This is a genomic window from Brevibacillus sp. NPDC003359 (assembly GCF_042878995.1).
GTDB lineage: Bacteria > Bacillota > Bacilli > Brevibacillales > Brevibacillaceae > Brevibacillus.
Map to the genome: position 1 here is coordinate 410,425 of NZ_JBIAOR010000001.1, position 24,605 is coordinate 435,029.

Annotated in this window: 26 protein-coding genes; 21 read left to right on the forward strand and 5 right to left on the reverse strand. The window is 47.7% G+C overall.

What is annotated here, in order from left to right; all coding sequences use genetic code 11:
* Window positions 1-137 precede the first annotated feature (137 nt).
* Together ACFYU8_RS01950 and ACFYU8_RS01955 are read left to right on the forward strand one after the other, a co-directional pair.
* Window positions 138-1,487, forward strand: coding sequence for a D-serine ammonia-lyase (locus tag ACFYU8_RS01950; RefSeq protein ID WP_390296333.1), 1,350 nt, complete (start codon window positions 138-140; stop codon window positions 1,485-1,487).
* 90 nt (window positions 1,488-1,577) lie between these two features.
* Window positions 1,578-2,477 carry an alpha/beta fold hydrolase gene (locus tag ACFYU8_RS01955; RefSeq protein WP_390296331.1) on the forward strand — a complete coding sequence of 300 codons (900 nt, stop codon included), beginning with the start codon at window positions 1,578-1,580 and terminating at the stop codon, window positions 2,475-2,477.
* Between the two features lie 41 nt (window positions 2,478-2,518).
* Here ACFYU8_RS01955 and ACFYU8_RS01960 read toward each other — a convergent pair whose 3' ends face one another.
* Complete coding sequence (locus ACFYU8_RS01960) at window positions 2,519-3,265, reverse strand: class I SAM-dependent methyltransferase (protein WP_390296329.1); 747 nt, start codon at window positions 3,263-3,265, stop codon at window positions 2,519-2,521.
* 237 nt (window positions 3,266-3,502) lie between these two features.
* Between ACFYU8_RS01960 and ACFYU8_RS01965 the strand changes: the two genes are divergently transcribed.
* Entirely contained in the window at window positions 3,503-3,952 is a 450-nt protein-coding gene (locus ACFYU8_RS01965) for a hypothetical protein (protein WP_048032705.1), read from the forward strand.
* Window positions 3,953-4,018: 66 nt separating this feature from the next.
* Here ACFYU8_RS01965 and ACFYU8_RS01970 read toward each other — a convergent pair whose 3' ends face one another.
* Together ACFYU8_RS01970 and trhO are read right to left on the reverse strand one after the other, a co-directional pair.
* Entirely contained in the window at window positions 4,019-5,470 is a 1,452-nt protein-coding gene (locus ACFYU8_RS01970; RefSeq protein WP_390296327.1) for an amidase family protein, read from the reverse strand.
* A 143-nt stretch (window positions 5,471-5,613) separates the two neighbouring features.
* Window positions 5,614-6,558, reverse strand: coding sequence for an oxygen-dependent tRNA uridine(34) hydroxylase TrhO (gene trhO / locus ACFYU8_RS01975; protein WP_390296325.1), 945 nt, complete (start codon window positions 6,556-6,558; stop codon window positions 5,614-5,616).
* A gap of 197 nt (window positions 6,559-6,755) precedes the next feature.
* Here trhO and dut point away from each other — a divergent pair, with 197 nt between their 5' ends.
* Entirely contained in the window at window positions 6,756-7,292 is a 537-nt protein-coding gene (gene dut / locus ACFYU8_RS01980; RefSeq protein ID WP_390296323.1) for a dUTP diphosphatase, read from the forward strand.
* Window positions 7,293-7,357: 65 nt separating this feature from the next.
* Here the strand turns inward: dut and ACFYU8_RS01985 are convergent, their stop codons facing one another.
* Complete coding sequence (locus ACFYU8_RS01985; RefSeq protein ID WP_390296321.1) at window positions 7,358-7,660, reverse strand: DUF3846 domain-containing protein; 303 nt, start codon at window positions 7,658-7,660, stop codon at window positions 7,358-7,360.
* A gap of 148 nt (window positions 7,661-7,808) precedes the next feature.
* Here ACFYU8_RS01985 and ACFYU8_RS01990 point away from each other — a divergent pair, with 148 nt between their 5' ends.
* The 6 genes from ACFYU8_RS01990 (at window position 7,809) to ACFYU8_RS02015 (ending at window position 15,152) form a co-directional block, all read left to right on the forward strand.
* Window positions 7,809-9,035, forward strand: a complete 1,227-nt coding sequence (locus tag ACFYU8_RS01990; protein WP_390296319.1) for an NAD(P)/FAD-dependent oxidoreductase — start codon at window positions 7,809-7,811, stop codon at window positions 9,033-9,035.
* Between the two features lie 228 nt (window positions 9,036-9,263).
* Window positions 9,264-10,325, forward strand: a complete 1,062-nt coding sequence (locus ACFYU8_RS01995) for a sulfate ABC transporter substrate-binding protein (RefSeq protein WP_390296317.1) — start codon at window positions 9,264-9,266, stop codon at window positions 10,323-10,325.
* Window positions 10,326-10,355: 30 nt separating this feature from the next.
* Window positions 10,356-11,192, forward strand: a complete 837-nt coding sequence (gene cysT, locus ACFYU8_RS02000; RefSeq protein ID WP_390296315.1) for a sulfate ABC transporter permease subunit CysT — start codon at window positions 10,356-10,358, stop codon at window positions 11,190-11,192.
* A gap of 12 nt (window positions 11,193-11,204) precedes the next feature.
* Window positions 11,205-12,071: a sulfate ABC transporter permease subunit CysW gene (cysW, locus tag ACFYU8_RS02005; protein ID WP_390296313.1), complete on the forward strand. Its 867-nt coding sequence runs from the start codon at window positions 11,205-11,207 to the stop codon at window positions 12,069-12,071.
* Window positions 12,068-13,189: a sulfate/molybdate ABC transporter ATP-binding protein gene (locus ACFYU8_RS02010; RefSeq protein ID WP_390296311.1), complete on the forward strand. Its 1,122-nt coding sequence runs from the start codon at window positions 12,068-12,070 to the stop codon at window positions 13,187-13,189. Before cysW ends, ACFYU8_RS02010 begins: the two co-directional genes overlap by 4 nt.
* A 349-nt stretch (window positions 13,190-13,538) precedes the next feature.
* Window positions 13,539-15,152 (forward strand): ABC-F family ATP-binding cassette domain-containing protein, encoded by a 1,614-nt coding sequence (locus ACFYU8_RS02015; protein WP_106837769.1) that lies wholly within the window; start codon window positions 13,539-13,541, stop codon window positions 15,150-15,152.
* Between the two features lie 66 nt (window positions 15,153-15,218).
* On the opposite strand, the gene ACFYU8_RS02020 is transcribed toward ACFYU8_RS02015, so the two are convergent.
* A complete protein-coding gene (locus tag ACFYU8_RS02020; RefSeq protein ID WP_144615974.1) occupies window positions 15,219-15,413 on the reverse strand; it encodes a hypothetical protein in 195 nt (64 codons plus the stop codon).
* Window positions 15,414-15,817: 404 nt separating this feature from the next.
* On the opposite strand from ACFYU8_RS02020, the gene ACFYU8_RS02025 reads away from it, so the two are divergent.
* The 11 genes from ACFYU8_RS02025 (at window position 15,818) to ACFYU8_RS02075 (ending at window position 24,602) form a co-directional block, all read left to right on the forward strand.
* The gene (locus ACFYU8_RS02025; protein WP_390296309.1) at window positions 15,818-16,576 is read left to right on the forward strand and encodes a hypothetical protein; all 759 of its coding nucleotides are present in this window, start codon (window positions 15,818-15,820) and stop codon (window positions 16,574-16,576) included.
* Between the two features lie 291 nt (window positions 16,577-16,867).
* Complete coding sequence (locus ACFYU8_RS02030; protein ID WP_390296307.1) at window positions 16,868-17,035, forward strand: hypothetical protein; 168 nt, start codon at window positions 16,868-16,870, stop codon at window positions 17,033-17,035.
* On the forward strand, window positions 17,032-18,291 hold the full coding sequence (locus ACFYU8_RS02035) for a M20 family metallo-hydrolase (RefSeq protein WP_390296305.1): 1,260 nt from the start codon (window positions 17,032-17,034) through the stop codon (window positions 18,289-18,291). Before ACFYU8_RS02030 ends, ACFYU8_RS02035 begins: the two co-directional genes overlap by 4 nt.
* Window positions 18,292-18,419: 128 nt before the next feature.
* The gene (locus ACFYU8_RS02040) at window positions 18,420-19,277 is read left to right on the forward strand and encodes a carbon-nitrogen hydrolase family protein (RefSeq protein WP_017248204.1); all 858 of its coding nucleotides are present in this window, start codon (window positions 18,420-18,422) and stop codon (window positions 19,275-19,277) included.
* A 36-nt stretch (window positions 19,278-19,313) separates the two neighbouring features.
* Window positions 19,314-19,985, forward strand: a complete 672-nt coding sequence (locus ACFYU8_RS02045) for a GNAT family N-acetyltransferase (RefSeq protein ID WP_390296303.1) — start codon at window positions 19,314-19,316, stop codon at window positions 19,983-19,985.
* A gap of 41 nt (window positions 19,986-20,026) precedes the next feature.
* Entirely contained in the window at window positions 20,027-20,698 is a 672-nt protein-coding gene (locus ACFYU8_RS02050) for a GNAT family N-acetyltransferase (RefSeq protein WP_390296301.1), read from the forward strand.
* Between the two features lie 117 nt (window positions 20,699-20,815).
* Window positions 20,816-21,151 (forward strand): DUF4406 domain-containing protein, encoded by a 336-nt coding sequence (locus tag ACFYU8_RS02055; RefSeq protein ID WP_390296299.1) that lies wholly within the window; start codon window positions 20,816-20,818, stop codon window positions 21,149-21,151.
* 24 nt (window positions 21,152-21,175) lie between these two features.
* Window positions 21,176-21,418, forward strand: coding sequence for a hypothetical protein (locus tag ACFYU8_RS02060; protein WP_390296297.1), 243 nt, complete (start codon window positions 21,176-21,178; stop codon window positions 21,416-21,418).
* Window positions 21,415-22,713, forward strand: coding sequence for a sigma-54 interaction domain-containing protein (locus tag ACFYU8_RS02065; protein WP_390296295.1), 1,299 nt, complete (start codon window positions 21,415-21,417; stop codon window positions 22,711-22,713). The genes ACFYU8_RS02060 and ACFYU8_RS02065 overlap by 4 nt, the downstream gene beginning before the upstream one ends.
* 162 nt (window positions 22,714-22,875) lie before the next feature.
* On the forward strand, window positions 22,876-23,745 hold the full coding sequence (locus tag ACFYU8_RS02070) for an energy-coupling factor transporter ATPase (protein WP_390296293.1): 870 nt from the start codon (window positions 22,876-22,878) through the stop codon (window positions 23,743-23,745).
* Window positions 23,742-24,602: an energy-coupling factor transporter ATPase gene (locus ACFYU8_RS02075; protein ID WP_390296291.1), complete on the forward strand. Its 861-nt coding sequence runs from the start codon at window positions 23,742-23,744 to the stop codon at window positions 24,600-24,602. The genes ACFYU8_RS02070 and ACFYU8_RS02075 overlap by 4 nt, the downstream gene beginning before the upstream one ends.
* The last annotated feature ends 3 nt before the right edge of the window (window positions 24,603-24,605 follow it).

Genomic DNA, 24,605 nt, shown 5'->3' on the forward strand with positions numbered 1-24,605 from the left:
TCGACTTCTTTAACACGACCATTGTATCAAATGAGGGGATTCCTCAGTTATTTTTATTTGGTTTTCGAGAGAAGTTTCGTAATATTTCGTTATAATAACAAAGAAGAATGGAAGGAAGAATAGGGGGCTCGTTCAAGATGATAAACAATGAAAAGGTCGAAGGGCTAACCATAGAGGAATGGAAAACGAAATATCCGATCCTCCATAACATGCTGGAGACGGATGAGGTGTTCTGGACGAACCCAGGCTATGACGAGATCGTAAAAGCAACTCTCTCCGTTACTCCAGAGGAAGTTCAGGATGCAGAAGAACGCTTGCGGCGCTTTGGCTCGTTCATTCAAGTGGCTTTTCCCGAGACGAGAGAAGCTGATGGTTTGATCGAGTCCCCACTCGTTCCGATAAAAGAGATGCACAAGTACCTGGAGTCTCGCTTTGCTTCGAGTATACAGGGGGATCTCTGGTTAAAATGCGATAGCCATTTGCCTATTGCAGGCTCGGTCAAAGCACGGGGCGGTATCTACGAGGTGCTGGCACATGCAGAAGAATTGGCCCAAAAGCATAAGATGCTGCAACCAGACAAGGATTATTCTATTTTGGCTTCCGAAGAGTTCAGGGAACTGTTTTCCCGTTATTCCATTGCAGTGGGCTCGACAGGAAATCTCGGTTTGAGCATCGGGATTATCAGCGCGAAGCTCGGTTTTCAAGTCACCGTACATATGTCAGCGGACGCCAAGGCCTGGAAAAAGGAATTGCTGCGGGCAAAAGGGGTCCAGATTGTGGAGTACGCATCGGATTACGGAAAAGCGGTGGAAGAGGGTAGGAAGCAGGCAGAAGCCGATCCGAACTGCTATTTCATTGATGATGAGAACTCCAAGCGATTATTCCTCGGCTATGCAGTAGCAGCCGAACGATTGAAAAGACAGCTAGAGGAACAACAAATAAAAGTGGATCGTGATCACCCGCTGTTCGTCTACCTTCCGTGTGGAGTTGGCGGTGGTCCAGGTGGTGTGGCGTACGGGTTAAAGCTCGTTTATGGTGATCATGTTCATTGCTTTTTTGCGGAACCAACTCATTCTCCCTGCATGCTGCTAGGGTTAATGACAGGTCTGCATGACAAAGTTTCCGTTCAAGATTTCGGGATAGACAACAAGACAGAGGCGGATGGTCTGGCAGTTGGTCGACCTTCCCGATTTGTAGGAAAAATGATGGAGGACCTATTGAGTGGCGTGTTTACAGTGGACGACGAGGAGCTATACGCTATGTTGCGCGCCTTGCGCGATCATGAATCCATTCGATTGGAGCCGTCCGCATTGGCTGGCATGCCAGGACCTGTTAGATTGTTTCAGCAGGAGGTAGGGCGAATGTATATGGAGAAGCAAGGTCTGACGGAGGAGAAAATGAAAAAGGCGACTCACATCGTATGGGCGACGGGTGGGAGTATGGTGCCGGAGAAGATCCAGGAAGAGTACTATGCGAAAAATATTTAAGTTACATAATTAAAATTATGTAAACTTTTTTCTCGTGAAGCTCTCTTGCATTGTTCATGTTTCTTACAGCCTTGGGTGGATGGATGGTGTATGATGAGAAAGGGAAGCATTTATAAAAGTGAAGAAGGAAAACGAAAAATCGAACAGCACTATGAATCGTATCTCCAAATACTGAACTTCGAAGTCGAGCGAAAATATGTGAAGACAAGCTTCGGAAATACGCATGTACTCGTGGCGGGTCCAACAGAGGGGAAGCCCATATTCATTTTGCAAGGCGGGAATTGTATCAATCCAATGACACTATCCTGGTTCTCATCGTTGGTAGAAAAGTATCGCGTATATGCACCAGATACACTTGGACATCCTGGATTCAGCGATGAAACGAGGATGTCAGGGAAGGATCATAGTTTCGCTCGCTGGATCGAAGAATTAATGGACTATTTCCATTTGAATCGATGCGCATTTGTCGGCCCGTCCTTTGGTGCAGGTATCATTTTAAGACTTGCTTCCTTTATGCCTCAAAAGATTGATTGTTCGATATTGGTATCGCCGGCGGGAATACGGCTTGGTTCGAAGGTAAAGATGATCAAGGAAATATTGCTCCCTTTATTTCTGTTCAAAGCCACTGCTGACGAAAAGCATGTAGAGTCCATAACGGGGATCATGTCTGATCGTAAAATGAAAAAAGAAGACCGACAGATCATCGCTGACATTTTTAGGCACGTTAAACTCGAACAGGAAATGCCAAAATTGAGCGAGAAGAAGGAATTGATGCGATATCATGCGCCTACCCTTGTTATATCCGGAAAAAAGGATATTTTTTTCCCTGAAAGCTGCTTGCGGGAAGCAGTGAGGGAACTACTCCCAAGCGAAACCACACTCAAAGCTTTCGATATGGGACATTTTCCTGATGATGAACACCTGCGACTCATAAACATAGAGATGAATCAATTTTTAGAAGCTTATTATGAAAAGGAACAGTTAGCATAAAATACGTAAAGCCCGGAATATTCCCCCGGGCTTTTGTTCATTCATTTCAAAGTCTTTTGTGTCTTGAAAATAATAAACGTTGGTCTTCTTACTTCTGAAATCTGATGTGGCTGCAAGAGGAGTCCTTCTGGCGTGCAAGTCGGCTCGATGATCTCTTGCAGGGTGAGCCCCGCCTGAATTAACGTATTGACGGCAGTGGACATGGAGCGGTGGTAAAAAAGAGCCTTTCTGCCGTTCATGATGTGCATTTCTCGTTCTCCATCTTCCAGATAGTTGTCCAACGGCCAGAAATGCTTATTACCTTCTTCGTCGCGTACCCAGCCCTCGACCTGTTTGCGAGCGGTAATATGCGGATGGAGTGTAGAGTAAGCGAAATGTCCTCCGCTGCGTAAGGCGCGGCTTACTTTGTTGATCACGTGGTCATAGTCACGAACATAGTCCATGACAAGAGAGCTCGTAATGAGATCGTAGTCATGATCGGCAAGCTCCACGTCCTCCAGGGAACCATGTAGATACTGAATGTTCTCATGACTGTTATTCGCCCGGGCATACTCCAGCATGTTGTGAGAGAGGTCAACACCGATCACTTCACGTGCTCCTTGTTCCACACAGTACCTCGCAAACTGTCCGCCACCACATCCGAGGTCGAGTACACGCAATCCTTTTAGGGAGGGGAGACAACCGCGAAAGGCGGGCTGTTCGATCATATCATTCTCCGATTCACCGGACAGACGGAGTTTTTGATAGTCCTGGTAAAAATCCGGTTGATCATATAGATTTTGTTTCATCCCATACCACCCGTTTCTATTTTTTTCGGATTCCTATTATGTATAAAAGATGAAGTTGATGTCAAGATTCGTTTAAAACGATTGAAAATGAGAGCAGGAGTTTGCCTTTTTAACGAGAATATAGTGAGAGACAACCTATTTTTGTGATTCCGTCCGCATTGTTGTGACGGTTTTTTTCTGTTAGAAGATTTGGTTTCGGCAATTTTTGGCGAGACTGAAATCGAAGGAGGGATAAGCGTGGACCAAATACTTCAATTGATCAAAGATTACTGGCCGATTGCGCTAGGTATCATAATCATTATCATGGCTGCCCAATGGGTGGTGCGAAGTATCATTCGAATTATTTCGCTCGCAGCTATTATTGGTGTTGTGCTCGTGTTGTTTTTCCAATTCAGTCCTGAAGAAGTGATCCAGATGGGACGTCAAGCAGCCGTAGCTACACAGGAAGTCGTCGATAAGACGATTACACCAGTCTTGGACAAAGAGCTAAAGGATGCCGATATTTCCTTCAAGGAAGATGGCACCTATGAAGTGAAGACTACAAATATTCGTATCGTAGGCAAAAAAGGCGAATCCAAAGCGACTGTTTATTACAAGGATGAGGAATGGGAAGTAAATATCGGTCAATTGAGCAAGCTGTTCCAGGACCGACTCGGTAAAGCGGAGCAAGAGAGCAAGACGATGTAGAAAGGGAAAAACGCATGGGCCTGAATAGGTCTCATGCGTTTTTTGCTGGATAGGCGAGTACTTCCCCTACACTGTCGTCATATTCGGAGCTACTCGCAGTCGAGTTGCTTGCTCATAAGCGTAGGCTAGGCGAAGGAGAGTAGGTTCCTGGAATGCCAAGCCAGTCAGCATGATGCCAAATGGCTTGCCCGCAGAAGTATAGCCAGCCGGAACCGTAATCGAAGGGTAACCAGCCTTGGCTGGAATAGCATAACCAGTACTGCCAGGGTACAAGAGGGCATCGAGTTCGTGCTCCTTCATGACAGCATCAAGGCCTAGTTTCTGTGACATTTCCAAATCGAACAGGCGATTAGCCAGATACTCCGGCTCTGTCAGCGTACCACTTGTTTGCTCGGATTCTTCCAGCAGCTCTTGCCCATAAAGTAGGGCTTGTTCCTCATGTGCCCGATTAAAAGCAATGACATCCTGTAGGGAGCGGATCGGGTAGGAGGCTGGTAAGGTTTTTAAGTATGCGTTTACCCCAACCTTGAATTCATGCACGAGAACATGTCTGTCCCACTCAGCATTTTCTGTGGGAATGGTGACCGCATCTATGACAGTTGCGCCAGCCTCTTTGAGTTTTTCAATAGCCGCTTCATACAAGGCAATTTCTTCGTCATCACACTCAGCCAAAAATCTGGAGCGTACAACGCCGATGCACGCACCCTGCAATCCATCTGCATGGAGGAAGGGGAGGTAATCAGTATGTGTAAGACCCTCGCTTTTTCCAGTTACCGGATCATTTACATCTACACCAGTTAGGGAGCCAAGCAAAATAGCTGCATCCGCCACGGTTCTCGCCATGGGTCCAGCTGTGTCTTGGCTATGCGAAATCGGGATGATACCCGAACGGCTGATTAAACCAACAGTAGGTTTGATTCCCACGAGTGAATTGTGCTCCGCTGGGTGGAGAATCGACCCGGAAGTCTCCGTACCGACTGCCACAACGGCAAATCCTGCGGCAATCGCAGCAGCAGAACCCGAGCTAGACCCGCCTACATCGAGTACACCAGGGCTATATGGGTTCAACACTTGTCCACCGCGCGAGCTGTAGCCATCTGGCATGTCATTGGAGACAAAATTAGCCCATTCCGTAAGGTTTGTTTTCCCTAAAAGGACGGCACCTGCTTCTCGGAGCTTGGTCACAACAAGTGCATCCGCAGAGGCAAACGCATCAGATAGAGCAAGAGCTCCTGCCGTTGTATGCATCTTGTCAGAAGTTGCAATGTTGTCCTTGATCAGTACAGGGATTCCGTGAAGCGGTCCGCGACTGCCTGACACGGCTCGTTCCCGATCCAGTGACTCTGCAATCGCCAGTGCATCTGGGTTTAGCTCACAAATGGCATTAATTCGGATGCCTTGTTTGTTGTAGGTGGCAATTCGCTGTAAAAAGGCGAGGGTCAGTTCCCGGGAAGTCGTGGTTCCAGCTGTCATTGCAGCTTGCCAGTCGAGAATGCTCGTTTCATGAATCAACGACATAATGTATCCCCTTTTTTGAATGATTTGATTTTTATTATAGTACCAAATTCAGGGAAAGGGAAAGAGAGGGGGAGTGTTAGCCTTTTTCCTATAAAAAAACAAGCTGACTCTGCGAAAGAATCAGCTTGTTCGTACGTGTATGATTAAGCGTTTGATCCAGCAGCTTCCAGCTTCGCTTTTTCTTCCGCTTCTACATAACGGTTGCGAGGGTGCTCGCGGCATTCGTCGGAGCAAGAACGCTTGTATTTTGTCTCACATTCTGGGCAGCAGAAGTGCTGTTTGTTGCAGAATGGGTTCGCGCAGTTGAGATAACGGTCTTCAACGGTACCGCAGTAATGGCAACGACCAATGACGACGTCTTCTTCTGTATGGTTGATCGGTACGGAGATGCGCTCGTCAAACACGTAGCACTTTCCATCCCACAGACGTCCTTGGACTTCCAGATCTTTTCCATACGTGACAATCCCACCCTCAAGATGGTAAACATTTTCAAAACCTTGTTGCAGGAATACACCTGTCAGCTTTTCGCAACGAATACCGCCAGTGCAATAGGTGAGGACTTTTTTATCTTTGAATTGGCTCATGTTTTCACGAATCCACTCAGGGAACTCACGGGATGAATCTACTTCAGGGCGAATCGCACCACGGAAATGTCCCAAATCGTATTCGTAGTAGTTGCGACCGTCAAGGATCACTACGTCTTCTTCCTGCATCATTTCGTACCATTCTTTTGGATTCAGATAGGTGCCGACTAGTTTATTCGGATCAACATCCTCCTCCAAACGCCAGGTTACAAGCTCTTTTTTCGGGCGCACAAACATTTTTTTGAACGCATGTTCTTCCGACTCATCTATTTTAAACCACATATCACTAAAACGTGGATCTTTTCGCACATATTCCATGTAGGCGTCGGTTTGTTCAATCGTACCGGATACGGTTCCATTAATCCCTTCCGGAGCTACGACAATCCGCCCTTTCAGCCCGTTATCCTTGCAAAATTGCAAGTGCTCGGCTGCGTACTCCTCATAATTTTCAATAGGAGTATACTTGTAATACAACAAAATGCGATATGGTTTTTGTACTTGCAAGGTACAATTCCACCTTTCTTTTTCAATTGTGATTTTTAGATGCAACGGTGATTATATCACATTCCATTGTTAAAATCGCTGAAAAAGGAAGGGGTTTGTGAGGTTTTTATGAAAAACGGTGCTTCTTGCTGGAAGTGGACGCATCTTGTACACTATGAATGGTATTCAGTTGACAGGCTATAGAGGAGAGACATTACATGAACATGACAAATGAGCGCCTGGTTACACAGGTGAAAATTAAAAAGCTCCACCAAGACGCCGTGATCCCAGCGTATGCGAGAGCAATGGACGCGGGTTTTGATCTGGTCGCAGTAGAGGATACATTGATTGCTCCTGGACAATCCGCAAAAGTTCCAACTGGCTTGGCGTTCGCGCTTCCAGAAGGATTTGAATTGCAAGTGCGCCCTCGTTCCGGGATCAGTGCAAAAACAAAGCTGCGCTTGTCCAATGCACCAGGGACTGTTGATGCAGGCTATCGCGGTGAAGTATGCGTACTGATCGATAACATTCGGATCGCTTCTGGAAAAAATGGCAAAGTATGTCTGGGCGCTGGCGAAAACGAAGTAACCGTTGATCAAGAAGTCGATGCACATAGCTACTTGATCAAAAAAGGGGATCGGATTGCACAGGGCGTGATTGCAATCGTTCCAGTCGCGCAATTTGAAGTAGTCGATGAGCTGGATGAGACTGAAAGAGGTGCGGGCGGCTTCGGCAGCAGCGGTATTAAGGGCTAGTGCATTTGTAGTGAAAAGACAAGACCCCTGATCATACGTCAGGGGTCATTGTTTTGGTCATCCCCTTATCCTTTGGAGGATAAAAACTGGTCAATTCTCGTAAGGTCGTCATCGGTCAGCGAACGTCCATCTGCTTTGACGAATACGCAAGGTCCATAGACCCAGTCTAAAAAACCATCTGATGTGATGGGGAAATTGTTCGCTTGTACCCCGCGCGCATCTTCATTCACCACGAGGGAGATTCCCTCCAGATGGTCATCTTCCACCACCTCGTAATCACCACCCACCAGTTCCTGTAATTCAACCGTCTCAGCGATTTCACGAACAACTGCATGTTCATGCGGAAGCTTTACGTATACCGTAGTCAAGCCCAATCACTCCTTCTGACACCCATCATAACGTATAACCAATGAATTGCGCGATAGAAGAGGATGCCTGCTGGCGTGTTGGTTATCCTATGGTTGAGAATTGAAGTGAACGCCCGTATTGATAATTTCAGCCTGAGGGGACATGCTGATGATTTTCGTGACCGGAAAACTGTATTGGCCAGAAACATTGCCAGCGCCACCCCGATATCACTCTCTGACCGAGGACGTGAAGTGTGATGTCCTGATCATTGGTGGCGGAGAGGCAGGAGCACTCGTTTCCTATTATTTGAAGCAGCATGATGTGGATGTCATCCTCGTGGATAAACAGCGGGTCAGTGGGGGCAGCAGCAGTGCTAACACTGGTTTACTGCAAATATGCAACGATAAAACGTTGACAGCCTGCATCCATTCTTTCGGCGAACGAAAAGGAGTTCGTTTTTACGAGCTGACACGGCAGGCTGTTGATGAATTGGAACAAATCTCTGGGCGGCTAGACCGATCTCCAGATTACATAAGGCGTGACAGCTTGTATTATGCCAGCGAACCAGTCGATGCGGTGAGCTTGCGGACAGAGTACCAGTTATTGAAGAAGCACGGCTTTCCAGTTACGTATTTTGAGCGACCAGATATAGAAAAGCGATTCTCCTTTTCGAAGGCAGGGGCTATTTATTCCAAGGGAGACGCGGAGCTTAATCCGTACAAATTTGCCAACGGTGTAGTCGCCCACTCTGTGAAAAAAGGGATGCGTGTATACGAAAACACGGAAGTTGTCCATCAAAAAGTGCAGGATGGAGGGCTTTTGGTCTATACCAAAAGGGGGCACACAATCAAGTGCAGGCGTGCCGTGTTTGCCACTGGCTACGAAGCACAATCCATGAAACGCAATGCCAATGCTGTGATTTCCAGCTCGTTTTCCATCGTGACCAATCAAGTCGATGCGTTTCCAAGCTGGCCGAAAGCATGCTTAATATGGGAAACAGCCCGTCCATACTTGTATATCCGTACTTGTCCAGAAGGGAGAATCATTGTTGGAGGACTTGATGAGCCGTTGAACGACTTGCAAAAAAGGGATGCTTCCAGTCTGAAGAAGCGGGATCAATTGCTCGCAAAGATCCAAGAGTTATTTCCACAGATACCAATGCGAGCCGAGTATTATTGGGGATCGACTTTTGTCGAAACGCATGACGGACTTCCACTAATTGGGGAGCAGGAGGGCTATCCGCATTGCTTGTTCACACTAGGCTACGGAGGGAATGGCACCGTCTATTCGACCATTGGCGCGCAAATCATCAGTGATCTGATTACAAAAGGAAGTCATTCGGACGCCGAACTTTTTGCTTTTGACCGGATGAAATATGCTAGTGTCACAGTCTGATCGAAAAAGCTTTCCCATTCAACGGGAAGGCTTATTTTTTAAGAAAAAGTCAGAACGGGCGTGCCCAAATTTGCCGGATGGGCAAGTCACATTTGAACGTGGCCTACCTGCCTAGCATAGGGTAGATGGAAATATCGTTGACAGGAATAAAAAGGCAGGTATAATCTTCAATAACAGAGTATTCCGAGTAAAATACTATAGATTAAGTAAGGAGTGAAGGTGAGCTGTATGAAAACCACGAAAGGCAAGGTCCACACGATCCTGCAACGCGTAGGAATTTTTGCTTTGGCAGCTGCTATGGCAGGCTGCTCGGCTTCTGCACCAGCAGAAACAGGTAAGGGAGCAGCGGGCAGCAACTCAACGGTAGAGCTGCTCAATGTTTCCTACGATCCGACGCGAGAGTTTTATCAAGATATCAACAAGGAGTTTGCCTCAGAGTGGCAACAAAAGACAGGTCAAACAGTGACGATCAAGCAATCACATGGTGGTTCCGGCAAGCAATCCCGCTCCGTCATGGATGGTTTGGAAGCAGATGTAGTCACCCTTGCCCTCGCCTATGATATTGACGCGCTTGCCGAACGCGGTCTGATCCCTGCCGATTGGCAAAAGATGCTCTCGGACAACAGCTCGCCTTACACCTCCACGATTGTGTTTCTCGTACGCAAAGGCAATCCGAAGCAAATCAAAGATTGGGATGATTTGATCAAGCCTGGTATATCCGTGATCACACCGAACCCGAAAACGTCTGGGGGAGCCAGATGGAATTACTTGGCTGCCTGGGGGTATGCCCTGAAGACGAATGGTGGGGATGAAGCGAAGGCACAAGAATTCGTGGCAAAATTGTTTAAGAATGTACCTGTCCTCGATTCTGGGGCGCGTGGTTCGACCACTACATTTGTCGAACGTGGCATTGGGGATGTGCTGATAGCATGGGAAAACGAAGCGTATCTCGCTGTCAATGAACTAGGGAAAGACAAGTTTGAGATCGTGAATCCATCCTTGAGCATTTTGGCTGAACCGCCTGTCACCATCGTTGACAAATACGCTGACAAGCACAAGACAAAAGAAGTAGCAGAAGCATACCTCCAGTTCCTGTATACCAAAAAAGGCCAAGAGCTCGCAGCCAAGCATTACTACCGCCCTCGTTCGCAGGAAGTGCTCCAAGCACATAAACCCGCATTCCCCGAAATCAAATTGTTTACCATCGATGAGTTGTTTGGTGGTTGGGCGAAAGCACAAAAGACTCATTTTGCCGATCAAGGCGTCTTTGATCAACTTTATAAACCATAGACCTACACTTTCCTCAGAGGAGTTACCTTCATGAGAAAATCACTGAGCAACAGAGGCTTTTTGCCAGGCTTTGGCATGACCATGGGCTATACAATCATCTACCTGAGTCTTCTGGTGCTAATCCCTCTGTCTGTCTTGTTTTTAAAAGCTTCGACGATGAGCTGGGAGCAATTCATAGGGACGATCATGGATACGAGGGTCCTTGCCTCCATTCGTGTGAGTATTATGACTTCTTTCTTTGCGGCTTGTCTGAATGCGGTGTTCGGAGTCTTGGTGGCATGGGTGTTGGTTCGCTATCAGTTTGTGGGGAAGCGGATTTTAGACGGCATTGTAGATCTGCCATTTGCTTTACCTACCGCTGTAGGCGGGATTGCCCTGACTTCTATCTACGCTGAAAACGGCTGGATCGGGCAGTACTTGGCGGAGTGGGGGATCAAGGTAGCGTACACGCCCATAGGCATATGGGTCGCACTAACGTTTATCGGTCTTCCTTTTGTCGTCAGAACCGTCCAGCCTGTGTTGCAGGATTGGGATTTGCAAATGGAAGAAGCAGCGGCTACGTTGGGCGCTACCCGATGGAATACATTTTGGCGTGTGGTTTTGCCGCATCTGTTACCGGCGATCATTACGGGTTTTGCGCTCGCCTTTGCCAGAGCACTGGGAGAGTATGGCTCTGTTGTATTTATCTCCGGGAACATGCCGCTGAAAACAGAGATCGTGCCGCTCTTGATTATGACCAAGCTGGAACAGTTTGACTATGCAGGCGCTACGGCAATCGCAACCGTCATGCTGGTAATTTCCTTTATCATGCTTTTGATCATCAACTACTTGCAATGGAAAATTAATAAATTCGATGCGGCCCGTTAGGAGGTATCACGTATGAAGCATTTGACGGAGCCGGCCTATATCCGATGGACACTGATTATCGTGGCCTTGCTCTTCCTTGGCTTGTTTTTGATCCTGCCGCTTGTTGCTGTATTTACAGAAGCGTTTCGGCAAGGGGCAGAGGTGTTCATGGCGTCCATTACAGAGGAGGAGACGTTATCCGCTGTCAAGCTCACCTTGCTTGTCGCTGCTATTAGCGTACCGCTGAATGTGACATTCGGGATCGCGGCCGCGTGGGCAATCGCCAAGTTTTCGTTCCGGGGTAAAAATGTGCTGCTTACTTTGATAGACTTGCCATTTGCCGTGTCTCCAGTAATTGCGGGCCTTATCTTTGTCCTCTTGTTTGGGAGTCAAGGTGTGGCAGCGCCCTTGCTTGCGGCATGGGATTTCAAAATCATTTTTGAGGTACCAGGTATCGTACTGGCGACGACTTTTGTTACCTTTCCGTTCGTCGCCCGTGAACTGATTCCGGTCATGGAAGCACAGGGAAGAGACGAGGAGGAAGCAGCAGTCTCGCTCGGAGCAAGCGGCTGGAAAACATTTTTACGAGTCACACTGCCAAACGTAAAATGGGGGCTCCTGTACGGGGTCATTTTGTGTAACGCCCGTGCCATGGGTGAATTCGGTGCTGTATCCGTCGTTTCCGGTCATATCCGCGGCATGACCAATACGCTCCCGTTGCATGTGGAGATTCTCTACAACGAATATCAATTCGCTGCTGCCTTTGCCGTAGCCACCTTGCTTGCTGCCTTAGCCTTGGTGACGCTTATTCTGAAAAGCTTGATCGAGTGGAAAACCGAGCGGCAGGTAAAGCTGGATGAGGAACAACACTACGACGTGACAGGAGAGAGAGCCGGATGAGTATCGAGGTAGTGAACATAACGAAATCATACAAAAGCTTTACGGCGCTGAAAAACGTGAATCTGCATATCCCGGAAGGCGAACTCGTAGCGCTTCTCGGGCCTTCCGGATCGGGAAAGACGACGCTTTTGCGTCTCATCGCTGGACTAGAGCAACCACAGGAGGGGAGCATCCTCTTTCACGGAGAGGATAATACGAACCGCGACGTGCGCGAGCGGCAGGTGGGGTTTGTTTTTCAGCATTATGCCTTGTTTCGGCATATGAACATTTTTGACAACATTGCGTTTGGGTTGTCCGTACGCTCCCGGAAAACACGACCGAGCAAGGAAGAAATCAGTGAAAAGGTTCATTCGCTGCTAAAGCTCGTTCAGCTAGAAGGGCTCGCACATCGCTATCCCTCACAGCTATCCGGTGGGCAACGCCAACGTGTTGCATTGGCAAGGGCATTGGCAGTGGAACCAAAATTTTTGCTGCTGGATGAACCGTTTGGCGCTTTGGATACGAAAGTGAGACAGGAACTGCGTCGCTGGCTCCGTCATCTGCATGGAAAGCTCGGGCTGACGATTCTGTTCGTCACGCACGATCAGGAGGAAGCCATGGAATTGGCGGATCAGGTAGTTGTGATGAATGAAGGGCGAGTAGAGCAGGTAGGATCGCCCGAAGAAATTTATCATCATCCGGCGAATCCATTCGTATACAGCTTTTTGGGGCGGGTCAATCTGTTTCACGGACGTATCCAAAATGGCAAAATCAAGCTCGGCGAGGCAGAGTTCGAGACAGATTGGAAGGATAAAGCGGTGGAGGCTCCCGCTGTCGGATACATGCGGCCACATGACGTAGAGATTTCGTTGCGCCCGTCTGAGGGGAAGTCTGCCAGATCTGTTCAGGCCGTAATCAATCATATTTCCCTCTTAGGTCCGATTGTTCGCCTGGACCTGAAACGTTTGGACACGGATGAGGTGTTTGAGGCAGAAATGAGCAGGCAGCGTTTTATGGAGTTGAACGTAGAAGAGGAGAGCATTGTGTATGTGACGTTGCACAATGTATCGATCTATGTGGATTCACAGCCTCTACAGACACATCGCCCTTCCCTTGTTCCGTTGCAGGCCAGTGTTTGATCCAATTGATTGCAAATAAACCGGTCTGCATTTGCCGCAGGCCGGTTTTTGATGGAGGCACTCTCTACTCGCCACGTTGCTTGGAGCGTGTCTGTTCTTTGCTAATTGTGTTCGATCTACGGGTTTGCGAAGGGTTTTCTTTCTTTCCCATCTCATTTTTGACACCGTTTTGCTTGGACATTTCTTTGCCTCCTTCCCACTGGATTGCCATGGTAGTTTTCCCCGTCAAACTCATTTTCATGAATTAGCTATTTTTTGCTGTGCTCGAAATCGTTTACCTTTTGCAAAATAGGGTCATCTCTGGTAAGATAAGTGTTTGAACGATTCAAAAAAGGCAGGTATTGCGACGATGATAAGCACTCAGAACGTGACGCTGCGCTACGGTAAGCGCGCACTGTTTGAAGATGTATCCATTAAGTTTACCCCAGGTAACTGTTACGGCCTCATCGGTGCGAACGGTGCAGGGAAGTCTACCTTCGTGAAGATCCTCTCTGGAGAGATCGATCCGACGAGCGGTCACGTTTCGGTGACACCGGGCGAGCGTATCGCTGTATTAAAGCAGAACCACTTTGAGTTCGACGAATTCGAAGTGCTGAAAACGGTCATTGTGGGTCATAAGCGCCTGTTTGAGATCATGGAAGAGAAAACAGCTCTCTACATGAAAGAAGACTTCTCCGAGGAAGATGGCAACCGTGCATCTCAACTAGAAGGCGAATTCGAAGAACTGAACGGCTGGATGGCAGAAGCAGATGCGGCTAGCTTGCTGATCGGTCTGGGTATCCCGACTGACTTGCACGACAAGCTGATGAAGGACCTCTCTGGTACGGAGAAGGTACGTGTTCTGTTGGCACAAGCGCTGTTTGGTAATCCACACATCCTGCTGCTGGATGAGCCTACGAACCACTTGGACATCGAGTCGATTCGTTGGTTGGAAAACTTCCTGGCAGACTATGAAAACACAGTTATCGTTGTATCCCATGACCGTCACTTCCTGAACAAGGTGTGTACGCATATCGCGGATATCGACTTCGGTAAGATTCAAATGTACGTGGGTAACTACGACTTCTGGTACGAATCCAGCCAATTGGCACTAAAAATGGTTCGTGATCAGAATAAGAAGAAAGAAGAAAAAATGAAGGAACTGCAAGAGTTTATTGCGCGTTTCTCTGCCAATGCTTCCAAGTCGAAGCAGGCGACTTCGCGTAAAAAGCTGTTGGAGAAAATTACGTTGGATGACATTCGTCCTTCCAGCCGTAAGTATCCTTTCATCAACTTCAAACCAGAGCGTGAAGCGGGTAAAAACCTCGTAGCAATCGAAGGCTTGAGCAAGACGGTTGAAGGCGAAAAACTGTTTGAAAACCTTCACCTCACCATTAATAAAGGGGATAAAGTTGCTTTTGTCGGACCGAATGAGCTGGCGAAAACGACTTTCTTCCAAATTTTGATGGGCGAAGTTCAAGCAGACAGCGGTTCTTTCGAATGGGGCGTTACGACTTCCCAAGCGTACTTCCCGAAAGATAACGCTGAGTACTTCAATTCTGACTTGAGCCTGGTTGACTGGCTGCGTCAGTACTCCAAAGATCAAGACGAGACATTCATTCGTGGATTCCTCGGTCGCATGCTGTTCTCTGGAGATGAAGCACTGAAAAAGGCGAACGTATTGTCCGGGGGAGAAAAAGTTCGTTGCATGCTGTCTAAGATGATGCTGGCAAGCGCCAACGTATTGATCATGGACGAACCGACGAACCACTTGGATCTAGAATCCATTACTGCCTTGAACAACGGCATGATCGAATTCGACGGTACGCTTCTGTTCGTATCTCATGACCACCAGTTCGTACAAACGATTGCGAACCGGATCATTGAGTTCACGCCGAAGGGTGTCATTGATAAGATGATCACATATGATGAGTACCTCGAGAGCGATGAAATCAAGCGCCTGCATGAAGAGCATTACGCGTAAGCTTGATCCACATAGAAAAAGCCCTTGGCTTCGCACAAATCGTGCTGAAGTCCAAGGGCTTTTTTCTCATGATGGGGAAGAAGCGGTGTCCTCCACGAACTCTACTTTGCTGAGGAACGCTTCCTTGCTGGAAAAAATAACACGCTCTTTTCGCGGAGAAGTAAAGAACACGACGATATACTGGTCATCGATGTATTCTACTGTGCCTCGTTTTTTCGGTCTTTGTATAGTTTTCACGGGTTTATTCAACCACTCGTTCATCTTTTATTCCTCCTACCAGGCTCTCCCTTTCATTATACCAAGATTAGAGACGATACCCAATGACATGTGCAGTCATGGCAATGCGAAGCAGCATTTGATCGTGCCCATTTTCCGCATTCAATCCGGTCTACTCCCGGATGAGCTGGATGCGGTAGCTTTTGACGCTAAGAAAAGAGATCGCATACTATTCTGCATGGTGAGTTTACTTATTACTGAGATTTCTTTTTTTCTTTGATTATCTTATACAGATAGTAGCAGAGGATAAACACTAACATGGTAACAAATGAAGCAACAATAGAATTTTGAAGAATTGATAGTATGTACTCGTCAACAGGAAGATAAACAATTTCGAATAGATCAGTACCTGGAGTAGGTACACTTTGGTATCGACTTGTGAATAAAATTTGGGCACAAAAACTGACAATAAAGCTGTAGAGCACGACTTTAACTATCATTTTTTCCATGAATTAATCACACTCCTGTATTTTTTTGGAATATTCACTCCCTTACAAAAACACTTATGGTATATTATAGGGGTTTCTGCGAAATCAGTAGATAATAATAAGGTTAATTATTGTGAGGATTTAGAAAAACTAGGTGAAGTTAGTTACCAAAAATTTAATGGCATTACCAAAAAAGTAATTAAGATAAAAGATGCAAAAGAATTTGGTGAAGTACATGGTATGAAAGTTATGCCGACAAGCGAAGTCACCTTGGTTGTACCGATGGTTAAATCAACACCTAAATTAATTGATCAAACAGGACCTGATGTGTCAATTTTGGCTGCTCAATATGTAAAAGTGAAACGGGAATCGGAAGCCTGCGGGACAAAAAAAATTAGAAGTTCTAGCTATGCACCTCCTGGCGGTAAAATGATCATTTCTCAAACCGTAAGTGCTTCATATAGTGCAAATGTTACTGTTAGCGCTGAGGCTGTTAGTGCTGGTGTTGGATTTAGCGTTACCAAGGGTTACAACGTTTCAGATGAACAACCAATAACTGTTCCGCCAGGGAAATCGGGAATTATTACAGCGTATCCCTGGTATCAAACATATGAATTTGATGTGATGGAAAGAAGGCCATGGCCTTTAGAAGATGAAGTGGTTGGTAGTGGAACTGCTTACTTGCCAATCGGAGTTTGCTTTGTGCCTGATGTCAAATAATTAATGTCATGAAAAGGAGCCTAACACTAGCTCCTTTTTTCTTTACTCTTGGTTGGAAGTGCGGCATAATTCCCCTCTTAAAGTAGCCAGTTTTAAATTAATATTACTTCTGATTGTAGATAGTAAACGATGGTTTTTTTGCCAAAGTTCCATGCCGGTTTTGACATGGCGGGAGATGCTTAGGATCTTCGCGATATAGTGATCGGACAACCCCCAGCCGATCAGATGATTATGGAATTCTCTACTATGAACAGGACGAGTTGAATACCATTTTAGAAGAGGCACATCCTCGTGAGAATCACCGACATCGGATTGGATAGGCTGGCTGATCTCGTGGTGCTGGACGGCGATATTTTGGCAACCTCTACAGATCGCATCAAAGAGCTGCGCGTAGACAAAACGATGATAGATGGGGAGTTCGTCTATCAACGCCAAGATGAGGAGGTTCTACAAGCATGAACGTAAAAGCGAGAAAGCTTGCGATCAATGAGGAACGGTTGCAAAAACGAATCGAGCAATTGGCGCAAATCGGGAAAATAGGGGAAACGGGTGTATGTCGACTTGCTTTGTCTCCGGAAGACCGGGCAGGCATAGAGCTGGTGCGTAGCTGGATGGAAGAAGCGGGTCTTCAGACGCGGATCGATGACTTTGGCAATTTGATTGGTCGTATGGTAGGGAAGGATGAGCATGCCCCATTATTGATGATTGGCTCTCATATCGATTCACAGCCGTACGGCGGTCAGTACGATGGGGTGATCGGGGTATTAGGGGGGCTGGAGGTCGTCCAGACGCTGAATGAACAAGGGATCATGCCCGCACAGCCTATTGAAGTCGTTGCGTTTTGTGACGAAGAAGGATGCCGGTTTCAAAAAGGACTGTTTGGTTCCAAAGGCATTCTCGGAATGCTGGACCCATCGGATTTGGAGAGGACAGATAAAAACGGCATCACACGCAGGCAGGCACTGATTGATTTTGGCTGCGACCCTGATCGCTTGGAAGCGTCGATATATCCAAAAGAGAGCATCGGTGCTTATCTGGAGCTACATATTGAACAGGGGCCGATTCTCGACGATGCAAAAGAAGCGATTGGAATCGTGTCGGCGATATCAGGGCCTTTGTGGTGGACAGTCGAGCTAACTGGCTTTGCTGGGCACGCTGGTTCCGTACCGATGCCTATGCGAAAGGATGCACTAGTCGGTGCAGCTAAAGTAATCTTGGCAGTGAACGAGCTGGCAAAGTTCGATCCACAAGCGTCAACAGTCGGCACAGTCGGTCACTTAGAGGTTTTCCCGGATTCGCGTAACATCATTCCGGAGCGGGTGCGTTTTTCGATTGATTTGCGGGATATCGATTTGCAGCGTCGCGATGAGCGCGAACAAGCATTGCGCGAGGCGATTGAGCTAGCCGCTGTAGAAGGTGGATTGCAATTTACGATCACCGAAGATACAAATAGTGACCCGCGTTATTGTGCAGACTGGATTAAGGCAATCATGCATGAGGAGAGCAGTAAGCTCGGTGCCTCTGTGCGCGAACTGATGAGCGGTCCTTTCCATGATGCTTTGGCGCTCTCATACGTTTGTGATTACGGGATGATTTTTGTACGCTGCAAGGACGGTATCAGTCATAATCCGCAAGAGTACGCAGCCTATGAAGACGTGGCACTGGGAACAGAGCTGCTCTACAAAACTGTTTTGCGGATGAGCACCAACCAATAATAGCGAGAGTCGCCCGTCTACGTGGATAGGCGACTTTTTTCATACAGCCAATGGCGAGACTTTACAGACTGTTTTTGATATATTTTAGTCTGAGAGGTTCATTTCACGATGGAGAAAGGAAGAATGGCATGAAAATGCGTGTTTCCGCTGTGCAGTACCATCTGCATACCATACATAGCTTTGAAGACTTCGCCAATCAAGTTGAGCACTACGTGAAAAACGCGCAAGAGTACGATACAGAATTTCTCCTTTTCCCGGAGTTGTTTACGACTCAACTTATGTCAATCGGAGACGAGCAGGGAAATGCGCTGCCGATTACCGCATTGCCGTCATTCACTGACCGATATGTCGAGCTGTTTCGTTCCCTCGCTGCCAAATATGAGATGTATCTGATTGGCGGAACGCACATCATCGAGGAAAACGGCAAGCTTTACAATACGGCTTTTCTGTTTTACCCAGATGGACGTGTAGGCCAGCAGAAAAAAATCCATATCACGCCATGGGAAGTAAAAGGCTGGAACATGGGTGCGGGCGACTCGCTGCAAATCTTTGAGACCGACAAAGGGAAGGTCGCAATGATTATTTGCTACGACATCGAGTTCCCTGAGTGGGTGCGTATCGCCAAGGCACGTGGCGCAGACGTCATTTTCTGCCCATCCTGCACAGATGACCGACACGCATTCCACCGCGTACGTTATACCAGTCATGCCCGGACGATTGAAAATCAGGTGTATGTCGTGCTGACTGGTACTGTAGGCTCGCTGCCGACAGTTGATTTCATGCGTGCGAACTTCGGACAAGCGGCGATTTTGACGCCAAACGATGTTCCGTTCCCTCCGCGAGGCATTCTGGCTGAAGGGGAAATCAACCACGACATGATGGTAACCGCTGACTTGGATATCCAACTGCTATACGACGTGCGGGAAAAAGGCTCCGTAACAACTTGGCGTGACCGCCGCACCGATTTGTATACAGACTGGAAGTAAGCATTCCAGCGTGATCTGGACAGCAGGAGGATGGATATGTACAGAAAAGAGCTGTATGTATTTGAAGGGGATAAGCCACGCAAAGCGGTTATTCGCAACTACAATCGCACAGACTTTTTCGAATTGATTCAAATACAGGCGGAGAGCTTTCCCCCGCCGTTCCCATCTGAGCTATGGTGGAACCAGGAGCAGTTGACGAACCATATTTCGCTGTTCCCGGAAGGTGCCATTTGTGTAGAAGTGGATGGTGTTTTGGCAGGTTCGATGACCGGACTGCTCGTGAAGTTTGATCCGGCCCACCCCGAACATAAGTGGGAGGATGTCACCGATGGCGGTTATATCCGCAATCACGATCCGCAGGGGGACACGCTGTACATTGTGGACATTTGCATCCGTCCGAGCTTTCGCAAGCTGGGATTAGGCCAACAGATGATGCAAGCGATGTATGAGCTGGTAGTACAAAAAGGACTACGCAGGTTGCTCGGCGGAGGTCGGATGCCAGGATATGGACGTTATGCAGACCAATGGACACCCGAGCAGTATTTGGAGCGTGTTCTGACAGGGGAAGTAAGAGACCCGGTGGTTACATTTCTCATGCGTTGCGGTCGCACGCCCGTTCAGGTCGTGGCCGATTATTTGGAAGACGAAGAGTCCCGCAACTACGCGACACTCATGGAATGGAAAAATCCATTTCAGCAGCATCTGTAGGGTGTTTATCCGACACAATCGATCGAGAGGAGATTTGACTGATGGAATTCGTACGTATTCAACATATTGACAACCCGCTTTTCGCGAAAATGCACCGTTTGATGCAAGAGGTTTTCCCGCCTGAGGAAGTATTGGAGTACGACCTGTGGAAGGAACCGCTGGAAGATCCGGGCATTCGCGTATTTGTCGCTGTACATGAAGGAGAAGTTGTGGGCGCTACCGAATACCGTTACTACACTGACATGAACGTAGCCATGACAGACTTCACGATTATTGGTCGAGAAGGACTCGGTGTAGGACGATTCCTCGCCAGAGAACGTCAAAAGGACCTGCTCGCTCTGGCTACTGAAAACGGCAAAGAGCTATACGGGATGTTTGCAGAAATCTACGACCCGTACCGTGTGGAAGAACACAGCTTTGGTGGGATCAAGCCAATGGACCCATTTGTACGCCGTGAAGTGCTCTCCCATTTGGGCTACAAACGCACGAACTTTACCTATGTGCATCCATCCTGGCAAAATGACGGGGAAGCGGTATCCGGACTCGATCTGGGTTTCATGCCGACAAACGAAGAGCAAACGACGCTCGAAGCGGATCTGATCGTCACTTTCTTGAAGCGTTATTACGCCGTGCTTCCACAGAAGCCGCAGGCATGGCTCGATATGGTGAAGGACTTGGAGAGCAAAGAAGCTGTGGAACTGCTTCCTATCTAATCAAAAGACAAAAAGAATCGACTCTCCTGTGGAGCTATGATCACGGCTTCACGGGAGTTTTTCGTAGAGTGTAAGTCAGATTATTATGAAAAAACGCCTTGTGAAGAGGGATTCCAAATGAAAGTCATCACATTATGCGGGTCTACAAAATTCAAAAAGGAATTTGAGCAGGCGAACACGTATTTGACGCTCCAAGGAAACATCGTGATGAGTGTAGCCTTTTTCGAGCAGAGTGAGGGCTTTGAGATATCGCAGAAGCAAGCAGATCTCCTGACAGATATTCACTTACGAAAAATCGATTTGTCCGACGAGATATTTGTCATCGATGTAGAGGGCTATATCGGAAGTAGTACAAGCAAAGAAATTGCGTATGCAAAAGAACAAGGAAAGCCGGTTCATTACTACTCCATAAGCGGGATAAACGAAAAAGTGATTGCGGCATTCTTTGGCTAACCAGAAAAAACAGAGGTGAACGAGGTGAAAGCTCAAAATCTAGCATCGATCTTCCTTTACATAGCCGTCATCTTTCACTTGCTGGGCATGAGTGGCTGGACATCTACAAAGCTGGCACAACCAATCGAACTCGCCATCCTCGCGTTGATGCTCCTGTCTATTTTCATTTTACGGAAAAAGAAACGAAAAAAGCGTCGGGCAAGAAGACCAGCACCGGAAGTAGCAGTCATGCTTGAGCATGCCGAGGAAGGAGAGCCAGGCAAATGATCCATGACATCCACATTCAGGCGATTCTGGACGCTTCCCACGACGGGATCATCGCGGTCGATCGGGATTCCATTATTATCGGGATCAATAAAAACGCGATGGAAATACTCGGTCTGCCAGGCAATATCGTTGGACACAAAATTACCCGTTATATTCCTAATTCCGATATGCTGAGAATTTTGGCAACGGGAAAAAAAGAGATAGGGGACATCGCGACGATTCTGAATCGACAAATTATCATCAACCGTTTGCCGATCGTCGTAGATGGTGAAATCGTTGGAGCGGTGTCCACCTTTAAAGAGATCACTGACATTCAAAAAATGGAGATGCGCATTCGCAAGCAGAGCATGGAGAGTGGCCTGGAAGCCAAATTCCGTCTGGAGGATATCGTTGGGGAATCTCCTGCGATCCGGGAAGCGAAGGAATGGGCGGAAACATTTGCACGGACAGATGCGACGGTTCTCATACAGGGGGAGACTGGAACCGGCAAGGAATTGTTTGCCCAAGGGATTCATTTGAGTAGCCAGCGAGCAACCGGGCCGTTCATCCCGGTTAACTGTGCGGCTCTCCCCGGCAATTTACTGGAGAGCGAGTTGTTTGGATACGAAGAAGGCGCTTTTACTGGCGCGAGAAAAGGAGGAAAGCCCGGGCTGTTTGAATTGGCCCACGGAGGCACTCTGTTTCTCGATGAAATCGGAGAGATGTCGATCCCGATCCAAGCGTTGCTCTTGCGTATTTTGCAGGAGAAAAAAGTGCGCAGAATCAGCGGGGAGCGCATCGTCCCTGTCGATGTGAGAATCATCGCAGCAACGAATCGGGATTTGGAACGACTGGTAGAGGAAAAGCAGTTTCGCTCAGACCTGTACTTCCGATTGAATGTGTTGACGCTAGAGCTGCCTGCTTTGCGAGAGCGTATTGAAGATATTCCACAATTGGTAGCATCGATCATTGGAGAAATCAGGGAACGGGAAAATAAAAGGCATCTGCAAATCGAGGAAGCCGTTTTCCACGTTCTCAAACAATACGACTGGCCAGGTAACGTACGGGAGCTGCGCAACGCGGTGGAAAGAATGGTCTTGCTTTGTAAGAATGACGCTCTCGGCAAGGAGGATACGGCTTTTTTTGCCAAGAAGCTGTATCAGCGACAATCTTACCGAGATCAAGAAGAGAGAGAAGCAGAAGTCATCCGAAAGGTTTTGGCGGAAACGAAGGGAAACAAGGGAGAGGCGGCGAAAATTTTGGGAATGGATCGGTCCACGCTGTGGAGAAAAATGAAGCGCTACGAAAGGTTATAGAAATTGATGCAATTGCAACATCAGCGATGCATGTTTGCAACAGAATGATTCAGTAAATTGCTTAATTTACAGAAAATTAAAAACATATTCATTTGGCATGGTAGTTGCTTATTTATGGATGACACCACACATAAGACTTTTACGAAGAGGCGAGGAGAGAGCATGACACCACAACCGATTATTCGTGTAGAAAATGTCTCGTTTGCCTATCAGGTTAACCAAGATCAACAAATTCCTGTCCTGCAAAATGTCTCCCTTGAAGTGTTTCCAGGAGAGTATGTCGCCATCATCGGTCATAATGGGTCCGGTAAGTCTACGCTGTCCAAGCATCTCAATGGAATTTTGACTCCAAAGGAAGGCGATGTCATCGTTAACGGAATCAACACGCGTGAAAAACAGCGAATTCATGAAGTGAGGAGTCGTGTCGGGATGGTTTTTCAGCATCCTGATAATCAGATTGTCGCGACGATTGTAGAGGACGATGTGGCCTTCGGATTGGAGAACATTGGAACATCAGCAGAAGAGATGAAAATACGAGTTGATTTTGCCCTGGAGGCAGTAGGAATGAGTGCGTTTTGCCATCGACCGCCTCATCATTTGTCTGGCGGACAAAAGCAACGGATCGCCATTGCAGGGATATTGGCGATGAAGCCACAATGCCTTGTCATGGACGAAGCGACGAGTATGCTGGACAGCAACGGTAGACAGGATATACTAGCAGTCGTTCGCAAGCTGCACCGCGAAGGAATGACGATCGTCACCGTTACTCATCACATGTCAGAGGTAGCAGAAGCAGATCGCGTCATCGTGATGGAGGGCGGCAAGATCGTATTGGAGGGCACTCCGCGTGAAGTGTTTTCCCACCAGGAAAGACTTCGCGAGCTTCATCTGGATGTTCCAGACGCGAGCCGAATTGCTCATCTCGTTCACTCCGAATATAGCGAATTTTCACCTGATCTCATTCATAATGAGGAAGTTGTCGCGGAGGTTAATCGTCTATACGTCAGACAAGCGGAGGCGAGTGGTTCATGATGCAAACGATCGTACACGTGGAAAATCTTTCTCATGTCTACATGCAGGGAACGCCCCTCGAACATCGGGCTCTCGACCAGGTAAGTATCCAGGTGGCAGAGGGTGAATGCTTGGCGATTATCGGTCATACAGGATCGGGAAAGTCGACGTTAATCCAGCATTTTAACGGCCTGATTCGCCCGCAGTCCGGTACGGTCATCATCAATGGTATGGACGTATCTTCACCCAAGATCGATATTCGTACGTTGCGCAGACAAGTAGGGTTGGTCTTTCAAAACCCGGAGGATCAACTGTTCGAGAAACTGGTCGGTGATGATGTAGCCTACGGTCCATTTCGGATGGGGCTGCCTCTAGAGGAAGTGAGGCGACGTGTTCAATGGGCGATGGACTTGGTTGGCCTCTCGTTTGAGGAGATGAAAGACCGTCCGACTTTTGCCTTAAGTGGCGGGCAGAAGCGCAAGGTGGCATTAGCTGGTGTTCTTTCTTTGCAACCCAAGGTTCTTGTTCTTGACGAGCCAACAGCAGGGCTGGACCCACGCTCTCGTCTTGAGCTATTGGATCGCATCCGCCGTCTCAATCGTGAAGAAAAGCTAACGGTTATCTTCGTCTCACACAATATGGAAGAGGTCGCCAAGCTTGCTGATCGTGTCTACGTCATGGCAAACGGCAAATCCGTCTGCGACGGGACGCCACGACAAATTTTTGGCAATCAGGAATTGCTGCGGCAGCATCACATCGGCACACCGGAATCAGTTGATATCTTATACAGACTCCGTGAGCAGGGCTACAGCATCGATCCAAGCGCTTTTTTACCCGAAGAGACGGCGATGGAAATTTTGAAACTGATGAACCGCTAAGGA